19 protein-coding genes are annotated in these 17,030 nt (G+C 44.5%); 13 read left to right on the top strand and 6 right to left on the bottom strand.

The window, feature by feature from the left end; translation table 11 throughout:
* Positions 1 to 207 carry a heavy metal-binding domain-containing protein gene (locus AC1DU2_RS27140; protein WP_477368192.1) on the top strand — a complete coding sequence of 69 codons (207 nt, stop codon included), beginning with the start codon at positions 1 to 3 and terminating at the stop codon, positions 205 to 207.
* 226 nt (positions 208 to 433) lie between these two features.
* On the opposite strand, the gene AC1DU2_RS27135 is transcribed toward AC1DU2_RS27140, so the two are convergent.
* Positions 434 to 862: a nuclear transport factor 2 family protein gene (locus AC1DU2_RS27135; protein ID WP_147057507.1), complete on the bottom strand. Its 429-nt coding sequence runs from the start codon at positions 860 to 862 to the stop codon at positions 434 to 436.
* Positions 863 to 1,029: 167 nt separating this feature from the next.
* Between AC1DU2_RS27135 and AC1DU2_RS27130 the strand changes: the two genes are divergently transcribed.
* The 4 genes from AC1DU2_RS27130 (at position 1,030) to AC1DU2_RS27115 (ending at position 3,589) form a co-directional block, all read left to right on the top strand.
* Positions 1,030 to 1,542, top strand: a complete 513-nt coding sequence (locus AC1DU2_RS27130) for a YdeI/OmpD-associated family protein (protein ID WP_477368188.1) — start codon at positions 1,030 to 1,032, stop codon at positions 1,540 to 1,542.
* A gap of 133 nt (positions 1,543 to 1,675) precedes the next feature.
* Positions 1,676 to 2,041: an RNA recognition motif domain-containing protein gene (locus AC1DU2_RS27125; RefSeq protein ID WP_477368185.1), complete on the top strand. Its 366-nt coding sequence runs from the start codon at positions 1,676 to 1,678 to the stop codon at positions 2,039 to 2,041.
* Between the two features lie 114 nt (positions 2,042 to 2,155).
* Positions 2,156 to 2,596: a hypothetical protein gene (locus tag AC1DU2_RS27120; RefSeq protein WP_477368182.1), complete on the top strand. Its 441-nt coding sequence runs from the start codon at positions 2,156 to 2,158 to the stop codon at positions 2,594 to 2,596.
* A gap of 18 nt (positions 2,597 to 2,614) precedes the next feature.
* On the top strand, positions 2,615 to 3,589 hold the full coding sequence (locus AC1DU2_RS27115; RefSeq protein ID WP_477388348.1) for a hypothetical protein: 975 nt from the start codon (positions 2,615 to 2,617) through the stop codon (positions 3,587 to 3,589).
* Between the two features lie 20 nt (positions 3,590 to 3,609).
* Here the strand turns inward: AC1DU2_RS27115 and AC1DU2_RS27110 are convergent, their stop codons facing one another.
* On the bottom strand, positions 3,610 to 4,017 hold the full coding sequence (locus AC1DU2_RS27110) for a DUF2251 domain-containing protein (protein ID WP_477388346.1): 408 nt from the start codon (positions 4,015 to 4,017) through the stop codon (positions 3,610 to 3,612).
* Between the two features lie 107 nt (positions 4,018 to 4,124).
* Between AC1DU2_RS27110 and AC1DU2_RS27105 the strand changes: the two genes are divergently transcribed.
* Positions 4,125 to 4,631: an OmpH/Skp family outer membrane protein gene (locus AC1DU2_RS27105; protein WP_477388344.1), complete on the top strand. Its 507-nt coding sequence runs from the start codon at positions 4,125 to 4,127 to the stop codon at positions 4,629 to 4,631.
* A gap of 31 nt (positions 4,632 to 4,662) precedes the next feature.
* Here the strand turns inward: AC1DU2_RS27105 and AC1DU2_RS27100 are convergent, their stop codons facing one another.
* Positions 4,663 to 6,552 (bottom strand): patatin-like phospholipase family protein, encoded by a 1,890-nt coding sequence (locus AC1DU2_RS27100; RefSeq protein WP_477388342.1) that lies wholly within the window; start codon positions 6,550 to 6,552, stop codon positions 4,663 to 4,665.
* Between the two features lie 311 nt (positions 6,553 to 6,863).
* On the opposite strand from AC1DU2_RS27100, the gene AC1DU2_RS27095 reads away from it, so the two are divergent.
* From AC1DU2_RS27095 to ftcD, 7 genes are all read left to right on the top strand, one after another.
* Positions 6,864 to 7,412, top strand: coding sequence for a DUF4199 domain-containing protein (locus AC1DU2_RS27095; RefSeq protein ID WP_477388340.1), 549 nt, complete (start codon positions 6,864 to 6,866; stop codon positions 7,410 to 7,412).
* Between the two features lie 130 nt (positions 7,413 to 7,542).
* Positions 7,543 to 7,923, top strand: a complete 381-nt coding sequence (locus AC1DU2_RS27090) for a VOC family protein (RefSeq protein ID WP_477388338.1) — start codon at positions 7,543 to 7,545, stop codon at positions 7,921 to 7,923.
* Between the two features lie 629 nt (positions 7,924 to 8,552).
* Positions 8,553 to 9,062: a MarR family winged helix-turn-helix transcriptional regulator gene (locus tag AC1DU2_RS27085; protein ID WP_477388336.1), complete on the top strand. Its 510-nt coding sequence runs from the start codon at positions 8,553 to 8,555 to the stop codon at positions 9,060 to 9,062.
* Positions 9,055 to 10,614, top strand: coding sequence for a histidine ammonia-lyase (gene hutH, locus AC1DU2_RS27080; protein ID WP_477388334.1), 1,560 nt, complete (start codon positions 9,055 to 9,057; stop codon positions 10,612 to 10,614). Before AC1DU2_RS27085 ends, hutH begins: the two co-directional genes overlap by 8 nt.
* Positions 10,592 to 12,265, top strand: a complete 1,674-nt coding sequence (gene hutU, locus AC1DU2_RS27075) for a urocanate hydratase (protein ID WP_477388332.1) — start codon at positions 10,592 to 10,594, stop codon at positions 12,263 to 12,265. Before hutH ends, hutU begins: the two co-directional genes overlap by 23 nt.
* 114 nt (positions 12,266 to 12,379) lie before the next feature.
* Positions 12,380 to 13,603, top strand: a complete 1,224-nt coding sequence (gene hutI / locus AC1DU2_RS27070; RefSeq protein ID WP_477388330.1) for an imidazolonepropionase — start codon at positions 12,380 to 12,382, stop codon at positions 13,601 to 13,603.
* A gap of 52 nt (positions 13,604 to 13,655) precedes the next feature.
* Complete coding sequence (gene ftcD, locus AC1DU2_RS27065; RefSeq protein WP_477388328.1) at positions 13,656 to 15,344, top strand: glutamate formimidoyltransferase; 1,689 nt, start codon at positions 13,656 to 13,658, stop codon at positions 15,342 to 15,344.
* Positions 15,345 to 15,346: 2 nt separating this feature from the next.
* On the opposite strand, the gene AC1DU2_RS27060 is transcribed toward ftcD, so the two are convergent.
* From AC1DU2_RS27060 to AC1DU2_RS27050, 3 genes are all read right to left on the bottom strand, one after another.
* Entirely contained in the window at positions 15,347 to 15,724 is a 378-nt protein-coding gene (locus tag AC1DU2_RS27060; protein WP_477360242.1) for a helix-turn-helix domain-containing protein, read from the bottom strand.
* Positions 15,725 to 15,741: 17 nt separating this feature from the next.
* The gene (locus AC1DU2_RS27055; protein ID WP_477360240.1) at positions 15,742 to 16,035 is read right to left on the bottom strand and encodes a type II toxin-antitoxin system HigB family toxin; all 294 of its coding nucleotides are present in this window, start codon (positions 16,033 to 16,035) and stop codon (positions 15,742 to 15,744) included.
* A gap of 140 nt (positions 16,036 to 16,175) precedes the next feature.
* The coding region (locus tag AC1DU2_RS27050) for a PIG-L family deacetylase (protein WP_477388326.1) at positions 16,176 to 17,030 on the bottom strand (855 nt) is incomplete at its 5' end.

The following is a 17,030-nucleotide window of genomic DNA, read 5'->3' as shown; positions in this document are numbered from 1 at the left end:
ATGAAAAAAATCATTATCATATTGGCAGTAGCCACATTTGGTTTGGGCAGCGTTACCTCATGCAGCAGCCCGGCCGAAAAGACAGTAGTAAAAAAGCAAAGCAAATACATGTGCACCATGCATCCCGATTTAGCTTTTGATAAACCCGGCACATGCACCAAATGTGGTATGGAATTGGTGGAGCGGGATACAACAGCGGGGAAGTAATCCCCCAAAGCAAAGGTAAATGTCCTCTCGAGGTCGGGTGTGTTACAGCGTGCTATGCATTCGAGATTATTTGATACCTGCTCCTCTTTAGTGGGAACTGCTCTGCCCAACCTCTTTAATTTTTACAATTAGCCTTAATCGTAAAAATTACGCCAAATAAAAAAGACCCCGCCTGGCGGGGTCTATACTTACTTACATTATAAACACTAAACTAAAACTCTCTTTTTTATTTAAAAACGCTGTACACGTTAGTAATTTTCCAGCCTTTGCCAGTATTGGCAACCGTTACGTAGTTGGTGCGCACAAAGCCATCAAACTGCATATCAACTTTTACCACAGCCAGGTCGGCATTGCTTTCCATGATGGTAGTGCTGGTGGTGCAATTTTGCTCGATATTTTTGTTTGATTTTATCGACTCAATCATTTCGTTTTTGGTAAAGCTTAACACGTTTTTACCACGTAACATATTAAATTTAGCCGATTGATCAACCACATCACCAAGGCCCTGGATTTTGCCGCGGGTCATGGCGTCTACATACGTATTTATTGCGAAATTGCGGGTAAGGTTATCGCCTTCTGAAATTACGTTGGCTTTGGCTGCGCCACAAACTATTACTAAAGCAAATGCTGCGATTATTGATTTTAAGGTTTTCATATTGTTGTTGTTTTGAGGTTATTTGTTTTTTAATTTATATCTATAAGACAGCGGCAGTATTCCATTCGTTACAGCTAAATCAATAGATTTGTACGATTTAACAAACATTTAACAATTGGTATTTTTTATTAAATATTTAGCAACAGAAATATAATATATACCGCGCTATGGTTGATTTTACTACCATTATTTTGCAATTTGCTGAACAGGGTGAAAAAACAGGATGGACTTATATTGAGATTCCGGCCGATTTAGCGCAGGAAATGAAGCCCGGGAACAAGAAATCTTTCCGGGTAAGGGGCAAACTCGATAATTTAGACGTACGTGGAATGGCCCTGATGCCTATGGGCGAGGGCAATTTTATCATGGCGTTAAAAAAAGATGTTTGCAAAGCCCTGCACAAAAGCCGCGGAGCTATGCTGCGTGCGCAACTTGAACCCGACGACGATTTTAAATTTGCCATCCCTGCCGACCTGCTGGAGTGTTTTGAATACGAACCCGAAGGTGAAGCGTTTTTTAACAGCCTTGCCGAAAGCCACCGCGGCTATTTTATAAAATGGATAGACAGCGCCAAAACCGATGCGACCCGTGCCAACAGGATAGCCAGTACCATAAACGCCATGGCAAGGCGAATGGATTATGGGATGATGTTGAGGGAACTAAAAAAAATGAGGGAATAAGTTTAAAACTTGCAAAAAACAAACCTGAATTTGAAAAATCAGCATAAAAAAAGCAATATTTAATGGTATTGCTTGCATAAAATGCATGAATAATAATAGCAATACTTAAATTTGCAATTCATCAATAAAAAGAATGGTAAAATTATTTGTTGTGGGAATACCCCGCGATATGGACGAGATTGAATTACTCGAGATATTTACCCTGTACGGCCAGGTTGAACAAGTAAAGATCATTACCGACATTGATACAGGCCAAAGCAAAGGGTATGGTTTTATTAATATGACAGATCAGCCCGGTGCCGATAGGGCCATCGATGCGTTAAACGGCTCAACAATTGACGACCGTGAGATTAGCGTACGCGTTGCCGACGACAAGCGGCCAGCGCCGGAACCTCCAAAGCAACCTTTTAAAAAATCCTTTACACCCAAAAATCAATATCAAAAGGTAAACCCGCGAACATTAAACGAAAAACAAAAACGGCCGAGAAGGCCGCTTTGATACTTTAGACTGCGTTTTTTTACTGCGGCCCGTTAGGAATAACGTTTTTTTGCATCAGGCTAAATTTTAATATATTAGCGTGGTATAAATGAACCTAACTAACTCCTAAACCGCATGGAAACCCTTGAACAGGAAGAAAAATCACTCTTCGTAGATGTAACTTCGCAAAAGATATATACGCTCCGGTCTATACAGGTAGCTACTTTTTTGGGCGGGCCGATAATTGCAGGCTACCTCATATCCGAAAATTACAGGGCTTTTAACGAAGACAAAAAATCAAAAACAGCCATCGTGCTTGGCCTTCTTGCAACAATCGTATTATTCGGCGTGATATTTATGCTGCCCGATACTAAGAAAGTGCCAACATATATTATTCCGCTGGCTTACAGCTGGGCTGCCTATATATTGGTGCAACAACTCATGGGTACACAAATGAAGGCCCATATGGCCGCCGGTGGTGGCGTATATACTATCTGGCGGGCGCTGCTGGCCTCGCTTATCGGTTTGGTTGTTACGGTGGCCGGCGTTTTTGTGGCGCTTTTATTAGTGGGGTAGACAAAAAAATTATACATCATGACAAGAACTACCCTTACGGCCAACTGGATACAAACTATAACTTGGTTTAATAATACCATTGTTGATTGGGCAAGCGCCGGTCAACAATACAGGTTGAACGGAAAAGTGAATCAGCTTTGCACGCAAACTTTTGGCGCATTAGATTTTAATGGTGCCCTTTGCTCAGCTGACGGTAAATATGCTTTTATTTACCAAAAAATGGGTACGAAAGGTTTACTATTAAAAGGGGATACCCTATTGAGGGAAATAAACAGGTCATATTATTATGCTAACGTCTATGAGTGGCCTGTGGCCTTTGTAACCGTTGATGGAACAACGTATCTTATTCATTGTCCTAAAGAATATTGCAGACTTGATTTTGAAAATGTTGAAACAGGGGAGATTGTTACCGATGTAGCGGGACGCGAACCGGACGGTTTTTTTCAGTCAAGATTGGAATTAAGCGCCGACGGAACTTACCTATTGAGTAAAGGCTGGCATTGGCATCCAAGGGAAGCAATTTACGCTTACAATATTAAAGCCTGCATTAAAAATCCTTTGCTACTTGATGATTCAGCTTTGTACCCTAGTTTACGTGCTGAGGTTTGTACCGCAAGTTTTATCACCGCTACTAAAGTTTTGATTGGCACGTCTGACGAGGTATTTGACGACGAAGCCGAAGATAATTTCCCGACAAAACACATTGCCATATGGGATATTGAGACCGACGAAATATCAAACCCTGTAAAAGTTGATGGTGAGTTTGGTAATCTGTTTGCTATTGATGCCGACCGTGCCTGGGATACTTACCTTTATCCCAAGATTATCAGTCTAAATACCGGAGAAGTTATAGATAAAGATGAATCGGTTTACAGTGGCAAACAAAATTCAAGTATTGTAAATAAAGAGGATTTGGTGCAGGTTGTGTTTAACAGGGATACGAAACAACTTGCAATAGCTGGTAAAGAAGTGATTGAGGTTTTTACACCATAAATCACCTGCAATTAAAGGTGTTATTTCCCCATCAACAACTTATCTATCAACTCATCCGTCAAAACAGTTCGTTCATTATCGGTTTTCCATTTCCCACTGCTCGGCGGGAAGGCATTGCGCGAATACCCAACTTTGTTTTTAAAATCAAATATAGCGTGGCAGTAGTTATTGATTAATAACGAGGCCAATTGCCAGTCGTCGGTCCATGCCATTTTAATATTGCAGGGGATATCTTTATCTGTTACATCGGCTACGTTATAAATGTGCACGGCATCCAGAATTGCCTGGCCGGGCATTTTTCCTATCGCATAAAAATATCCTGTTGTAAGGTCATCCTCAAAAACAACCCCATGTGATGAATCGGGAACAACGCTATCCAGAAATGTATCCTCGCCAACAATAAATTCTTCTTCTACCTCTAAAATCATCGGGCAAAGTTACATTAAGGGAGCGGATTTTATTTCAGATCGAATTAACAGATTTTAACATTGTTTGAAGTGACTGCCAACGGAAATGGAATATATATTTGTGTGATATGAAAAGGCCGTTGATTTTCTTATTCACATCATTAAGCTTGATATTGGGAAGTAACGCCACCTCTGCCCAGGTAAAAATAGGCTATATTGATCTTGAGGCTTTAATGGCTCAAATGCCCGAAACAAAAGAAGTAAAAAAGCAAGTAGATGTTTATCAAAAGCAATTTATAGATAAATTAACAGCTATGAATGATGAATATACGGCTGAACCACATGACTGGCCCAGAAAACTCACAGACTCCGCTCGCATAGCTATAGGGATAAAGTTGCAAGAAATTCAAACGCAAATGCAAGATTTTCAGGATAAAGCTATTAAACTGGTTGCAGCAAAAAAGAAAGAATTAACAAAACCCGTATCAGAAAAGGCAATAACTACCATCAACGAAATAGCCAAAGAAAACGGAATCAGCTATGTGATAGATTCATCAAAAGGCACCAGGTTAATTATTGCTTTGGATGGAATCGACCTGACGCCGGCAGCGAAAGCGAAATTAGGGATTAGGTGAAAGCCCGGCGTCTGATCAGAAAATTTCTTCCTTAACCAACGTCGGCAGATTGAATATTATCCACTTTCCAATCATCCGGAAACGGAATCTCCTTCATCGTAACCTCTTTAAAGCCCGGCACCTTAAAATCCAATCCCGATTGGTTGTAATAGAAAAAAGGATTGGTTTTAAATGCCTCGTAATCGGCCAGCATTTGCTGTTCTAATTTTATTAACCGGTCACGGTATTTATTATCAAAAGGGGCTTTATCTGGTTTTATAGCCAATAGCCTCATAATATGTTGCAGCAGGTTATAACAGGTGGTAAACTGCCCGCAGGCTATGATACAGGCTTCGCTGTGTTCTTGCTCGGTGGATTGTTTATCAAACCATAAGGTGGTACCCATATTGAAGGCAACCTGTGCTACAATTTGGATATCGCGACTTGGGTCAAGCACTGGCGGCGTTGGTGATTTATAACCATCATCGGCTTTACGGTTAATATTGTTGGAGAAGGAAAGGTCATAAATGTGGTTACCCTTGCCCCGGTTTTTCCACTGCGGCGAAAAATAAAATTTATTGTAAAGCAGTTGTCTTATCCGCTTTAAAAATATGCTCATATTAAGCATCAGTACCGATTGTACCCTTGCGCTTATCATTTGTTTAATAACGCTTAGAGGTGTTTTTGCAAAATAGCCAACCAGCACCGTAATTATTCTTTCGGTAAAATTCTTTTTAAAGTTTAATATCAATGCCGAATTGGCAACGCCTAACAACTGCTGTCTTAAATAAAGCGTTGCCCCCAAAAAAATTAAAGGGACGGTAGTAAGTAATGAGCAGCCTACAGTTAATAAAGCGCAATTGTGCCTTATTCCATACCAGATACCTGCGGATAGAATGACAATAATCGCAGCCGCTATGAGCATCAATCCCCTTATGGATAGTTCCCAGCCCTTTTTTACTTCGGGCATTACATATGGGGTAATAAAATGGCTGCCAACGTCGTTAACCATCAGGAAGTCAAAATGCCGCAGGTCGGTTTCGTGCCGGGTACGGCGGCCATCGGCATACATCATGCTTTGCAGCCCCTGGTTGTCGGTAATGCCGCCATCCATCAACCCAAAGTTTTTTTTGCTTATAAATTCCTTTTCCTGTTTATCGCCGGTTTGCGGCAGCATGGTAAGGGCCTTTTTTAGCTCTGCCGGGTAAAGGCCGGGGTACGTGAAATCATCAGGAAAAACTATAGGCTCGAAACCTGCCGGAAAGCATGACGATGCCGCCAGTATATCGCCCAGTTTTAGTTTACCCGCCGTTTTTTCGTCCAGGTATATCACCATATTACCGTAGGTAAAATAGGGGTCTTTACCGGCATCGGGCACCAGCTTTATATCCTGCCTGAAAGATTGGCCGGTGAAAAACTCAGTGGCATTAAAGCAAACCTCCTGTAAATGTTTACCGGGCGCCCCATCATGGCGGAGTGATTCAAGATCGGCATGATCAAATAAATATTTATCGTAAGCCAGTGCAAACGCGTTAATAATATTGCGGCTTTTAAGCTCCCTGGTTTTCCAATACTTTTTATCGGCCAATATCTTCATCGCGTGTTTTAATAACTCATCGCCGGTAAGCGTCGTTAAAAGTTTGCTATAGTAATCGCCGAAGTTTTTGCCCTTGCTGTTGTACAATGCATACAACGTGGTTGCTATGGTGCCTCCCGATGCCGACGACATGTAGCTAACCCTTTGTAACAGGCTATGGCCAAACAGCTCGTCAGTTGAATCGTCAAATTTTACTTTGTCGAGGTACGATAATACACCTAACGCGAAGGATGCCGCCCGAAAGCCACCGCCCGAAAGTGCGAGCGCGATGCTGTCAAACGGTTTAATTATGGCAACCTCCAGCTTGTTTTCCGAAAGAGGTTCAGGAGCGGCTATCTTATCCATAATAACATAGGTTTGGTTATTTAAAATTAGGTAAAATATTATATAATAGTATCTTGTGTAAATAAAAAGCTAAACTTTATTTAAGCTGATTTGGCGGTTTATTATTAATATTGATGGTAAGTTGATTTGGAATCGGGTTAGCTAAATGGCAGTATACAGGTTACTGAAAAAGGGGGAAGTTACAGTCGATACCTTAATGCCCGTTTTTTAGTATGATAAGTGCCTTTTTTATAAAATCACCCAAAAGGATGACCCGAAATATAAGTCCTTACTGCAATTTTGGACGTGCTTTAAAACTTAGATAAAAAACAATGAAAAAAAATATTTTGGTTTACGGGCTTATTGGTGGCCTTATAGCAGCCACATGGGCTGTTATTGTTGAAGCGGGGCTGGGCGACAGCTTAAGCTTAAATACGCGGATGGTGCTTGGCTATACATCTATGATAATAGCCTTTTCACTCATTTTTGTAGCGGTAAAAAACTACCGGGATAACTATAACAACGGCATAATTTCTTTTGGAAATGCACTTAAAATCGGGCTTTTAATAACGCTTATAGCATCCACTGTATATGTTATCGTTTGGATGATAGACTATAGCTTTTTTATCCCCGATTTTGGCGAGAAATACCAGGCCCAGGTGTTGGCCGAATTGAAAGCGGGTGGAGCAAGCGCCGGGGAGATAAAAAAACAAGGAGCCGAAATGGCTGTCACGATGGAAAAATATAAAACAAGTCCCGGCTTTAGAGCTATGTTCACCTATTTGGAAATTGTGCCGGTTGGCATCGTGGTATCTTTAATAGCTGCGCTGATACTTAAAAATAAATCTAAACAAACTACTGTCGGGGCAACGATTAATTGACGGTTAGCCCTAAGTTAAAAGTCTTAAGTTCTCAGCCAAAAAAGAAAAAATTCACCTTTAGCCTTACGACTTTGTACTGCTGACTTAACACTAACAGTGATCTTATAATTTAAACCAGAAACTAATAAATATGAAAAAAGTAACAGGCATAGGCGGCGTATTTTTTAAATGCGAAAACCCGCAAAGTATGAATGAATGGTATGCCAAAAACCTTGGATTGCCTAAAAGCGAATACGGAACAACGTTTGAGTGGCGGGAGGCCGATGATCCGTCGAAAACAGGATCCACATCCTGGTGTACTTTTCCGCAGGATACCAAATATTTTAATCCCTCGGCAAAGCCTTTTATGATCAATTATCGGGTAGAAGACCTGGTTGCGCTGGTTGACGAGCTAAAAAAAGATAACGTAACCATTGTTGACGAGATTGCTGAGTATGACTATGGCAAATTCGTCCATATTCTCGACCCAGAAGGGAACATTATTGAGCTTTGGCAACCGGCAGATGAATAGCGTCAGAATAACATGGCTGGGTAAAGCATAGTTTAGGTATAGTGTATGGCAATGAGTTTGGACACTAACAAGCAGGCGAGTTATGCTTAATTTTTTCCGTATCCCGCAAGCAAGCTGAACAGTACGTCTACTGTCTTTCCAGTGGGATCTGAGACAAGTTAGTATGAGGTGTTGGATTTTCAAGGTGGGGGGCTATCAGTCTGAGCCTGTCGAAGACTCGCGCGGAGAGGCCTTTGCCCGCTCTGGTTCGACAGGCTCACCATGACAGCCCTTTGTGCGACGCAATGTTTCCTTCAGAGTTTCCCGAAATTTTACCACCACCCATGACRTGTTTTCTTTCGAGGTGTKTTAGCCTGTCAGTCTGAGCCTGTCGAAGACTCGCGCGGAGAGGCCTTTGCCTGCTATAGTTCGACAGGCTCACCATGACAACCCTTTTTTACGATGTTATTCCCCCTTCAGAGTTCCGCCAAATTTTACAACTACCCATGACGTGTGTGGGTTTACTCAACCATTCGGGCGCAGCCTCGCCCGGCGAGGCTGCGCCATCATACAATATACTTTATTCCCCCCGCAAAAAAAATCTTTCCTAAAACATTTGCAATTATATAAGCACTTATATAAATTGCACTATGAATTTATATCAAAGCCTGGGTTATTTGGTATTGGGTAGCAGGTTGAGGCGATTAAGCGAGGCTTTTTTGGCCGAAATTAACCGTGCCTACCAAAATGAGGGGATAGATTTTGACGCCAGCTGGTTTCCGGTGTTTTATTTACTCTCTAAAAACGATGCTTTATCTATTAAAGAGTTGAGCGAGCAGATCGAGGTTTCGCACCCGGCTGCAAGCCAGCTGATTACCAATTTGAAAAACCGGGGCCTGGTTACCAGCGCTACCTGTGCCGACGATGGCCGCAGGCAACTGGTTACTTTAACCGATAGTGGCCGTGCACTGCTAAAGCAGATATTGCCCGTGTGGGATGCCATCAGCCAGGCTATGACCCAACTGGTAGATACTGATGCTGTATCGCAACAACTGCTGCCTGCCATTACGGCTGTTGAAAATACTTTCCGCTCAAGCAACCTATCTGCCGTTATCAGCAAAAAATTATCAGCTAATTTAAAACCTGCCGACCATGAATAGCATTTTCAACTACGGCACAAATCATTTAACCATTGGCATTTGCCTTGCTATTGCCGCAGGCAAAACGCGGGGGATTATCGATGCAGATGCTGATAAGGCTATTCGCAGCTCCTGGGGCGAGGTTGCAAAAATTGTTCATGCACAAAAGCCGGTTTATGGCATCAATACAGGTTTTGGCCCGCTATGCGATACCCATATATCAGAGGCCGATACCAGTTTGCTGCAAAGTAATATCCTTAAAAGCCATAGCGTTGGGGTAGGCAAGCCTATCCCGCAGGAGATAGCCAAACTGATGCTGATAACAAAAGTGCATGCTTTGGCACAAGGCTTCTCTGGTGTTGCGCCGGATACGTTAACACGTATTATCTGGCAAATTGATAACGATATTATACCCATTGTGCCCGAAAAGGGATCTGTAGGTGCTTCGGGCGATCTGGCCCCTTTATCGCACCTGTTTTTACCTTTAATAGGTTTAGGTGAGGTTTATGAAAATGGCGAACGCAAACCAGCAGCACAGATATTACAAAAACATAGCCTGGCTCCATTAGTGTTAGGCCCTAAAGAAGGGCTTGCTTTAATAAACGGCACACAATTTATATTAGCTTTCGCAATAAAAGCAGTTGAGCGTTTGGATGATGCGTTGAACCGTGCCGACCTGATTGGTGCCATGTCATTAGAAGGGCTGATGGGGTCGGTAAGGCCTTTTGACGCCCGCATCCATGCTTTGCGCCCGTTTAAAGGCACCAAAATGGTTGCCGACCGCCTGTTTACTTTATTAAACGGATCGGAGATCAATTCCTCGCATATTAATTGCGATAGGGTGCAGGACCCTTATTCGTTGCGCTGTATGCCGCAGGTACACGGTGCATCGCGTAATGCCTGGCTGCATTTAAAAGAACTTACCGAAATTGAACTGAACTCGGTTACCGATAATCCCGTTATTTTTAATGCCGATGATACCATTAGCGGCGGTAACTTTCACGGCCAGCCCTTGGCTTTACCCTTGGATTATGCCACCGTGGCCGCTGCCGAACTGGGCAATATAGCCGACAGGCGCTGTTACCTTATGAGCGAAGGCCGGTATGGTCTGCCTAAACTACTTACTCATGATGCAGGGCTAAATTCAGGTCTGATGATACCGCAATACACCACCGCGGCTTTGGTTACCGAAAACAAAACCCTGTGCTTCCCGGCAAGTGCCGATAGTGTGCCTACGTCATTAGGGCAGGAAGATCATGTATCCATGGGTTCTATCAGCGGACGAAAGCTACACATGGTGTTAGATAATATAGAATACATCCAGGCCATTGAGTTGCTGTATGCGGCGCAGGCGATGGATTTTCGCAGGCCATTAAAATCAACCCCGGTTGTTGAGGCGCTGCATGATCACGTGCGCCAATACGTTCCGTTTATCAATGACGACCGCGTTTTTGCGGATGATATTAACCGTTTACATCAAATTATTACCGATGGCTCGTTTTTGGCGACTGCCAATAACGCTGCTATTCATCACCAAATAAACCTCAGCCATGACGAGTTCGGAATTTATTAATACCTACGCCAGCCACCCGGTGTACAAAGCGCCCCGTGGTATGCAGCTGCACGCCAAAAGCTGGCAAACCGAAGCTCCTTTGCGGATGCTCCTCAATAACCTTGATGACGAAGTTGCCGAAAATCCTGCTGATTTGGTGGTATACGGCGGTATTGGGCAGGCTGCCCGCAACCCGGAATCGCTGCGGAAAATTATTGAGTTGTTGCTGGAGCTAGACGAGTATCACTCTTTACTGGTGCAATCGGGCAAGCCGGTTGGCATTATCCGCAGCCATCCAGAAGCGCCACGGGTTTTAATAGCCAACAGCAACCTGGTGCCCGCATGGGCCAACTGGGAGCATTTTAATGATCTGCGCGCCAAAGGCCTTATGATGTACGGCCAGATGACCGCCGGTAGCTGGATATATATAGGTACACAAGGTATTTTGCAGGGCACCTACGAAACCTTTGTAGAGTGCGGTAACCAGCATTTTAATAGCGATTTGGCCGGCAAGCTGGTTGTAAGCGCCGGTTTAGGCGGTATGGGCGGCGCTCAGCCATTGGCGGCAACCATGGCAGGCGGTGTATTTTTAGGTGCGGATGTGGATGCAACGCGTATCCAAAAAAGGTTGGATTCGCAATATATCGACCGGATAACTTACTCTTACGAAGAAGCCATAGCCTGGGTAAAAGAAGCTATCTACAAAAAAGAAACCCTGTCTGTAGGCCTGGTAAGCGACGCCGGCGATCTGCTGCAAAGATTATTGAATGACGACCTTATTCCCGATATTTTAACCGATCAGACATCAGCACATGATCCACTGAATGGATATATCCCGAATGGTCTGCCGTTAACGGAAGCTTTGGATTTACGCAAGAGCGATCCTGTAGAATACAAGCGCCTATCGTTAAAAAGTATGGCCAGGCACGTAGGCCTGATGCTGGAATTACAAAAACGCGGTGCAATAACTTTTGATTACGGCAACAACCTGCGCGAATTTGCCCGGCAGGGTGGTGAACCGAACGCCTTTAATTTCCCCGGATTTACACCTGCCTATATTCGCCCGCTGTTTTGCGAGGGTAAAGGGCCGTTCAGGTGGGTAGCCCTTTCCGGCGATCCGGAGGATATTTATACTACCGATAAGGCCTTGATGGAACTGTTCCCTGAGGATAAGCCGCTGGCCAAGTGGTTGACCAATGCGAGAGAAAAAATCTCATTCCAGGGATTGCCTGCCCGCATTTGCTGGCTGGGCATGGGCGACAGGGAGAAAGCGGGGCTGCTTTTTAACGAATTGGTAGCAACAGGTAAGGTAAAAGGCCCGATAGTAATCGGCCGCGACCATTTGGATTGTGGCTCGGTAGCATCGCCCAACCGCGAAACCGAATCGATGAAAGATGGCTCGGATGCTGTATCCGACTGGCCGCTGCTTAACCTGATGGCCAATGCATCGGGTGGTGCTACCTGGATCTCGTTTCACCACGGCGGCGGGGTAGGCATGGGATATTCGCAGCATGCAGGCATGGTGGTGCTGGCCGACGGCACCGACAGGGCAGCCACCTGCCTTAAACGCGTTTTATATAATGACCCGGCGATGGGGATATTCAGGCATACCGATGCAGGATATGATAAGGCTGAAGAGTGGGCGGAGAAGTTTGGGTTGAAGGTGTGGTAGGCCCCACCCAACCCTCCCCTGAAGGGGAGGGCTTTAAAAAGAATGTTGAATAAAACCTGAGCTTTTGAAAGTCTCCCCCTTCAGGGGGAGATTTAGAGGGGGCTGCTGATATTTATGAAAAAACTAATAGGCCCATTCACGCAAATCCTTCCGCTCACTGGGCTTCCGTTAAAGGGCGCTCTAAAGGACGAACAGTTACACATCATCCCAAACGGAGGCGTGCTGATTGAAGACGGACTAATACTTGCAGTTGATGACTTTGAAAACCTCCGGTCAAATTATCCGTCGGCACCAATAGAAGAAATTAACGGCAGTAACGTACTGTTGCCTGGTTTTATAGATTGCCATACCCATATTTGTTTTGCCGGCAGCCGCGCAAAGGACTACGCCATGCGCAATAGCGGTAAAACGTATTTGGAGATAGCGCAATTCGGCGGGGGCATTTGGGATTCGGTTACTCAAACCCGCACTGCAGATGAAGCGACGCTGACCAACCTGCTTTTGAAGCGCGTACAACGGCATGTAAGCGAAGGCGTCACCACTATCGAAATAAAAAGTGGCTACGGCTTAAGTGTCGAGGGCGAGTTAAAACAGTTAAACGCAATAAAAGTGGCGGCTGATAAAACAAATGCGAGTTTAATATCAACCTGCCTTGCTGCGCACATATTACCTAAGGATTTTAACGGCAACCAACAGGAGTATCTAAATCATGTTTTAAATAACTTATTGCCTGTTGTCAAACAAAAGGGATTAAGCAATAGGGTCGATGTTTTCATCGAACAAAGTGCCTTCAATACCAGCGACGCTTTAAACTACCTGGCCAAAGCCAAGCAACTGGGTTTCGAGGTAACCGTACATGCCGACCAGTTTACCACCGGCGGCAGTGAGGTTGCCGTTAAGGCCCGCGCAGCATCGGCCGATCACCTGGAAGCCAGTGGCGACTATGAGATAAAATTATTGGCCAATTCTGATACCGTAGCTGTAACTTTACCCGGCGCATCGTTAGGTTTGGGCATGCATTACGCACCCGCCCGCAAGCTGCTAAATGCCGGTGCATGCCTGGCCATTGCCAGCGACTGGAATCCCGGCTCGGCACCAATGGGAGACCTGCTGATGCAAGCCGCTGTAATGGCCGCCGCAGAAAAGCTAAGCGCCGCCGAAGTATTTACGGGACTGACAGCCCGCGCAGCACAGGCTCTAAAACTAAACGATCGCGGTATCTTAAGCAAAGGTAAACTTGCCGATATGCAGGCCTACCCATGCGATGATTACCGCGAAATATTATACCAGCAAGGGAAATTGAAACCAACCCAGGTTTGGACGAATGATTTATTTTGATTTCGTTGATCTTAACAAAGCGATAAGACCAATGACTAATGACCAATGACCAATGACGAAATTAATTGAATGCGTACCCAATTTTAGCGAAGGTGTAAACCTTGATATTATTAAACAGATAACCAACGAAGTGGAATCGGTTGATGGGGTAAGGTTACTGAATGTAGACCCGGGCAAGGCCACCAACCGCACCGTAGTAACTTTTGTAGGTGAACCTTCACGGGTGATTGAAGCGGCCTTCCTCGCCATAAAAAAAGCGGGGGAGCTGATTGATATGAGCAAACAGAAAGGCGAACATCCGAGGATGGGCGCTACTGATGTTTGCCCGCTGATACCCATTAGCAATATCAGTATGGAAGAAACCGCTGAGTATGCCAGGCAGTTGGCAAAGCTTGTAGGGGAGGAGTTGCAGATACCGGTTTATTTGTATGAGAATGCGCAGCCCAACAAAAGCAGGAGCAACCTTTCGGTCATTCGTGCCGGAGAATATGAAGGCTTTTTTAAGAAGATAAAATTGCCCGAATGGGCACCAGACTACGGCCCGGCCGAGAATGACATTAAGCGCGGGGCTACCGTAATAGGTGCCCGGGATTTCCTGGTAGCTTACAATGTGAACCTCAACACTACATCAACCCGCAGGGCAAATGCTATTGCGTTTGATGTGCGCGAAGCTGGACGTGTTTTGCGTGAGGGCGATCCGGTTACCGGCAAAATCATAACAGACGAGAATGGCAAACCTAAATCAATCCCTGGCTCATTAAAAGCGGTTAAAGCCATCGGCTGGTATATCGAAGAATATGGTGTCGCCCAAATCTCGATGAACCTGACCAATATCGAAATAACCCCTGTTCATGTGGCTTTTGACGAAGTTTGCAACAAAGCCAATGAGCGCGGCATTCGGGTAACAGGCAGCGAACTGGTGGGCTTAATCCCTTTAAAAGCGATGTTGGATGCCGGTAAATATTTCCTGAAAAAGCAACAGCGCTCCGTTGGTGTTAGCGAAAAGGAATTGATCAAAATAGCCATCAAATCGATGGGGCTGGATGAACTTGGCCCTTTTGTTCCCGAAGAGCGTATTATTGAATATTTATTAAAAGGTAAGGCTGATAGTAAGCTCATATCGATGAGCCTGACTGACTTTGCCGACGAAACGGCCAGCGAAAGCCCTGCGCCCGGCGGTGGCTCTATCTCAGCATATGTAGGCTCATTAGGCGCTTCGTTGGCTGGCATGGTGGCCAACCTAAGCTCGCACAAAAAAGGATGGGACAGCCGCTGGCTGGAGTTCAGCGACTGGGCTGAGCAGGCGCAGCAATATAAAAATGAGTTGCTGGCATTGGTCGATTTAGATACTACAGCTTTCAATAAGATCATGGAATCTTTCGGCCTGCCCAAATCTACCGACGAAGAAAAGGCTGCAAGGGATCAGGCAATCCAGGATGCTACCAAATACGCTATTGAAATCCCTTTTAAAGTGATGCAGACCGCGCTGAGCAGTATTGAAGTGATTAAGGCGATGGTGGAGATAGGCAACCCCAACTCCGTAACCGATGCCGGTGTAGCTGCCCTTTGCGCCCGCGCTGCTGTTTTGGGCGCGTTTATGAACGTGAAGATCAATGCTTCCGGGTATAAGGATAAGGATTATGTTTTGGATATTATTTACCGGGGCAACGAGATTGAACGCCAGGCAATTGCTTTGGAAGCAGAGATTGTTGAGCTGGTGAATGGGAAGATAGGTTTTTAAGCCTATTCTGCCAATTGGTATTCTTTGATCAATGCCGACGCAGGAATGTGCAATAATTCGCTAAATTTCCTGATCATAGTTAAAGACAGGGCCTGTTTGTAATTTAAAACTTTACTAACGGTGCCCTTATCACCATACTCTTTTGCCAGGTCGGAAGATTTGTAACCAAAATCCTCCATGCGTATTTTTATTAATTCGATAGGGTCTACTTCGGGTAGATCGCTGTGTGCTTTTTCGTATTCAGAAATAAGCAGGACAAGCAATTGTTTTTCCTTATGTTCTTCAGAACTTTTTTCAGAACGCTTAACTTTTTCATAGCGTTCAAGAGCCTGATTATAATCTTCTTCGGTTTCTATTATGAACCACTGTGGTTTTGTCATGTTTCTTGGTTTTTTTGTTAGATAGTTTCGGCATTTATTTCATCATATTCAGCGTGTGTTCCTACAAACCTTATCTCTACGATAGCATCTTTATAATCAACCTCTATAATAAGGCGATACTTATTGCCAACTATTTTAAACCTTGCTCTGTCACCTTTAATGATCTTGGCAGTTGGAAAATCCTTTAAAACATCTATGCTCTTTTTCCATTTTGCAGCCTCGGTAACAGTTTTCCAAACACTGAAGCTTTTCCCGGAATCCGAATGTTTTTTTGCAAACTGATCAACTTTGCGAAGGTTTATAATTATCATATGCTGCTATTGACAAATATAAAAACAAAAGTTGGTTAAATGCCAACATTAAATAAAAAAAGCGATGAGGCAACCCCATCGCTTTTCACTAATCCTCTACAGCCATGAACCATCAACAAATGATCCATCAACCAACAAACTTAAAACCTATACCTCACAAACGCCTCGATGGCCTCATATTCTGCCAGGCCTAATTGGTCGTATTTTTTTGCGGTTTCGCTTGTGCGGTCTTCAGCGCGTACCCAAAATTCCCTCGCATCGTCACCTGGGAAAACAGGGCGATCTTTTTGTGATTGGTGTTTGAAGATCGCGTTACGCTTGCGGATAACTTCCTGTGGAGATAATGGCACCGCCATTTCAATCTCGTGGGTAGGGAACTCGTGCCACGCGCCACGGTACATCCATAGCCAACAGTCTTTTACCCATTCTTCGGTTGCTTTCAAACGGTCAAGAGCTGCAAGGATAATGTTAAAACAAACCAGGTGGGTTCCATTCGGGTCGGCAAAATCTCCGGCTGCAAAGATTTGTTGCGGTTTTATTTTTTGCAACAGGTCGATGGTTAACAGGATATCTTCCTCACCAACGGTGTTCTTTTTGATTTTACCGGTTTCGTAAAACGGTAAGGCCATAAAGTGGATATGATCGTCTTGTAAACCTGCATAACGGGCTCCTGAAATTGCCTCTGTTTTACGGATGAAACCTTTTACATTCCTGATTTCGCGGGTATCAATCTGGTTGGGTTGTTTTTGCGGGAAGAAAGCGCGCATTTCTTCGTATAATTTCGTCAGATGGCCGCCGTCCTCGCCAATGCTGTTGGTAAAATCGATAGCAAATTCCATGTAGCGCAGCACATCATCGTCCCAGACGGCGGTATTGCCCGATGTTTGGTAGGCCACATGCACATCATGTCCCTGGTCAACCAGGCGGATGAAGGTACCACCCATCGATATCACATCATCATCCGGGTGCGGGGAGAAGATAACCGAGCGTTTTTT

Source organism: Mucilaginibacter sp. P4_C11 (assembly GCF_056402115.1).
This window is presented reverse-complemented; position numbering and strand designations above follow the sequence as displayed.

Coding starts and splice junctions, on each gene's coding strand:
- AC1DU2_RS27140 (WP_477368192.1), top strand. CDS start 1: ATGAAAAAAATCATTATCATATTGGCAGTAGCCACATTTGGTTTGGGC.
- AC1DU2_RS27135 (WP_147057507.1), bottom strand. CDS start 862: ATGAAAACCTTAAAATCAATAATCGCAGCATTTGCTTTAGTAATAGTT.
- AC1DU2_RS27130 (WP_477368188.1), top strand. CDS start 1,030: ATGGTTGATTTTACTACCATTATTTTGCAATTTGCTGAACAGGGTGAA.
- AC1DU2_RS27125 (WP_477368185.1), top strand. CDS start 1,676: ATGGTAAAATTATTTGTTGTGGGAATACCCCGCGATATGGACGAGATT.
- AC1DU2_RS27120 (WP_477368182.1), top strand. CDS start 2,156: ATGGAAACCCTTGAACAGGAAGAAAAATCACTCTTCGTAGATGTAACT.
- AC1DU2_RS27115 (WP_477388348.1), top strand. CDS start 2,615: ATGACAAGAACTACCCTTACGGCCAACTGGATACAAACTATAACTTGG.
- AC1DU2_RS27110 (WP_477388346.1), bottom strand. CDS start 4,017: ATGATTTTAGAGGTAGAAGAAGAATTTATTGTTGGCGAGGATACATTT.
- AC1DU2_RS27105 (WP_477388344.1), top strand. CDS start 4,125: ATGAAAAGGCCGTTGATTTTCTTATTCACATCATTAAGCTTGATATTG.
- AC1DU2_RS27100 (WP_477388342.1), bottom strand. CDS start 6,552: ATGGATAAGATAGCCGCTCCTGAACCTCTTTCGGAAAACAAGCTGGAG.
- AC1DU2_RS27095 (WP_477388340.1), top strand. CDS start 6,864: ATGAAAAAAAATATTTTGGTTTACGGGCTTATTGGTGGCCTTATAGCA.
- AC1DU2_RS27090 (WP_477388338.1), top strand. CDS start 7,543: ATGAAAAAAGTAACAGGCATAGGCGGCGTATTTTTTAAATGCGAAAAC.
- AC1DU2_RS27085 (WP_477388336.1), top strand. CDS start 8,553: ATGAATTTATATCAAAGCCTGGGTTATTTGGTATTGGGTAGCAGGTTG.
- hutH (WP_477388334.1), top strand. CDS start 9,055: ATGAATAGCATTTTCAACTACGGCACAAATCATTTAACCATTGGCATT.
- hutU (WP_477388332.1), top strand. CDS start 10,592: ATGACGAGTTCGGAATTTATTAATACCTACGCCAGCCACCCGGTGTAC.
- hutI (WP_477388330.1), top strand. CDS start 12,380: ATGAAAAAACTAATAGGCCCATTCACGCAAATCCTTCCGCTCACTGGG.
- ftcD (WP_477388328.1), top strand. CDS start 13,656: ATGACGAAATTAATTGAATGCGTACCCAATTTTAGCGAAGGTGTAAAC.
- AC1DU2_RS27060 (WP_477360242.1), bottom strand. CDS start 15,724: ATGACAAAACCACAGTGGTTCATAATAGAAACCGAAGAAGATTATAAT.
- AC1DU2_RS27055 (WP_477360240.1), bottom strand. CDS start 16,035: ATGATAATTATAAACCTTCGCAAAGTTGATCAGTTTGCAAAAAAACAT.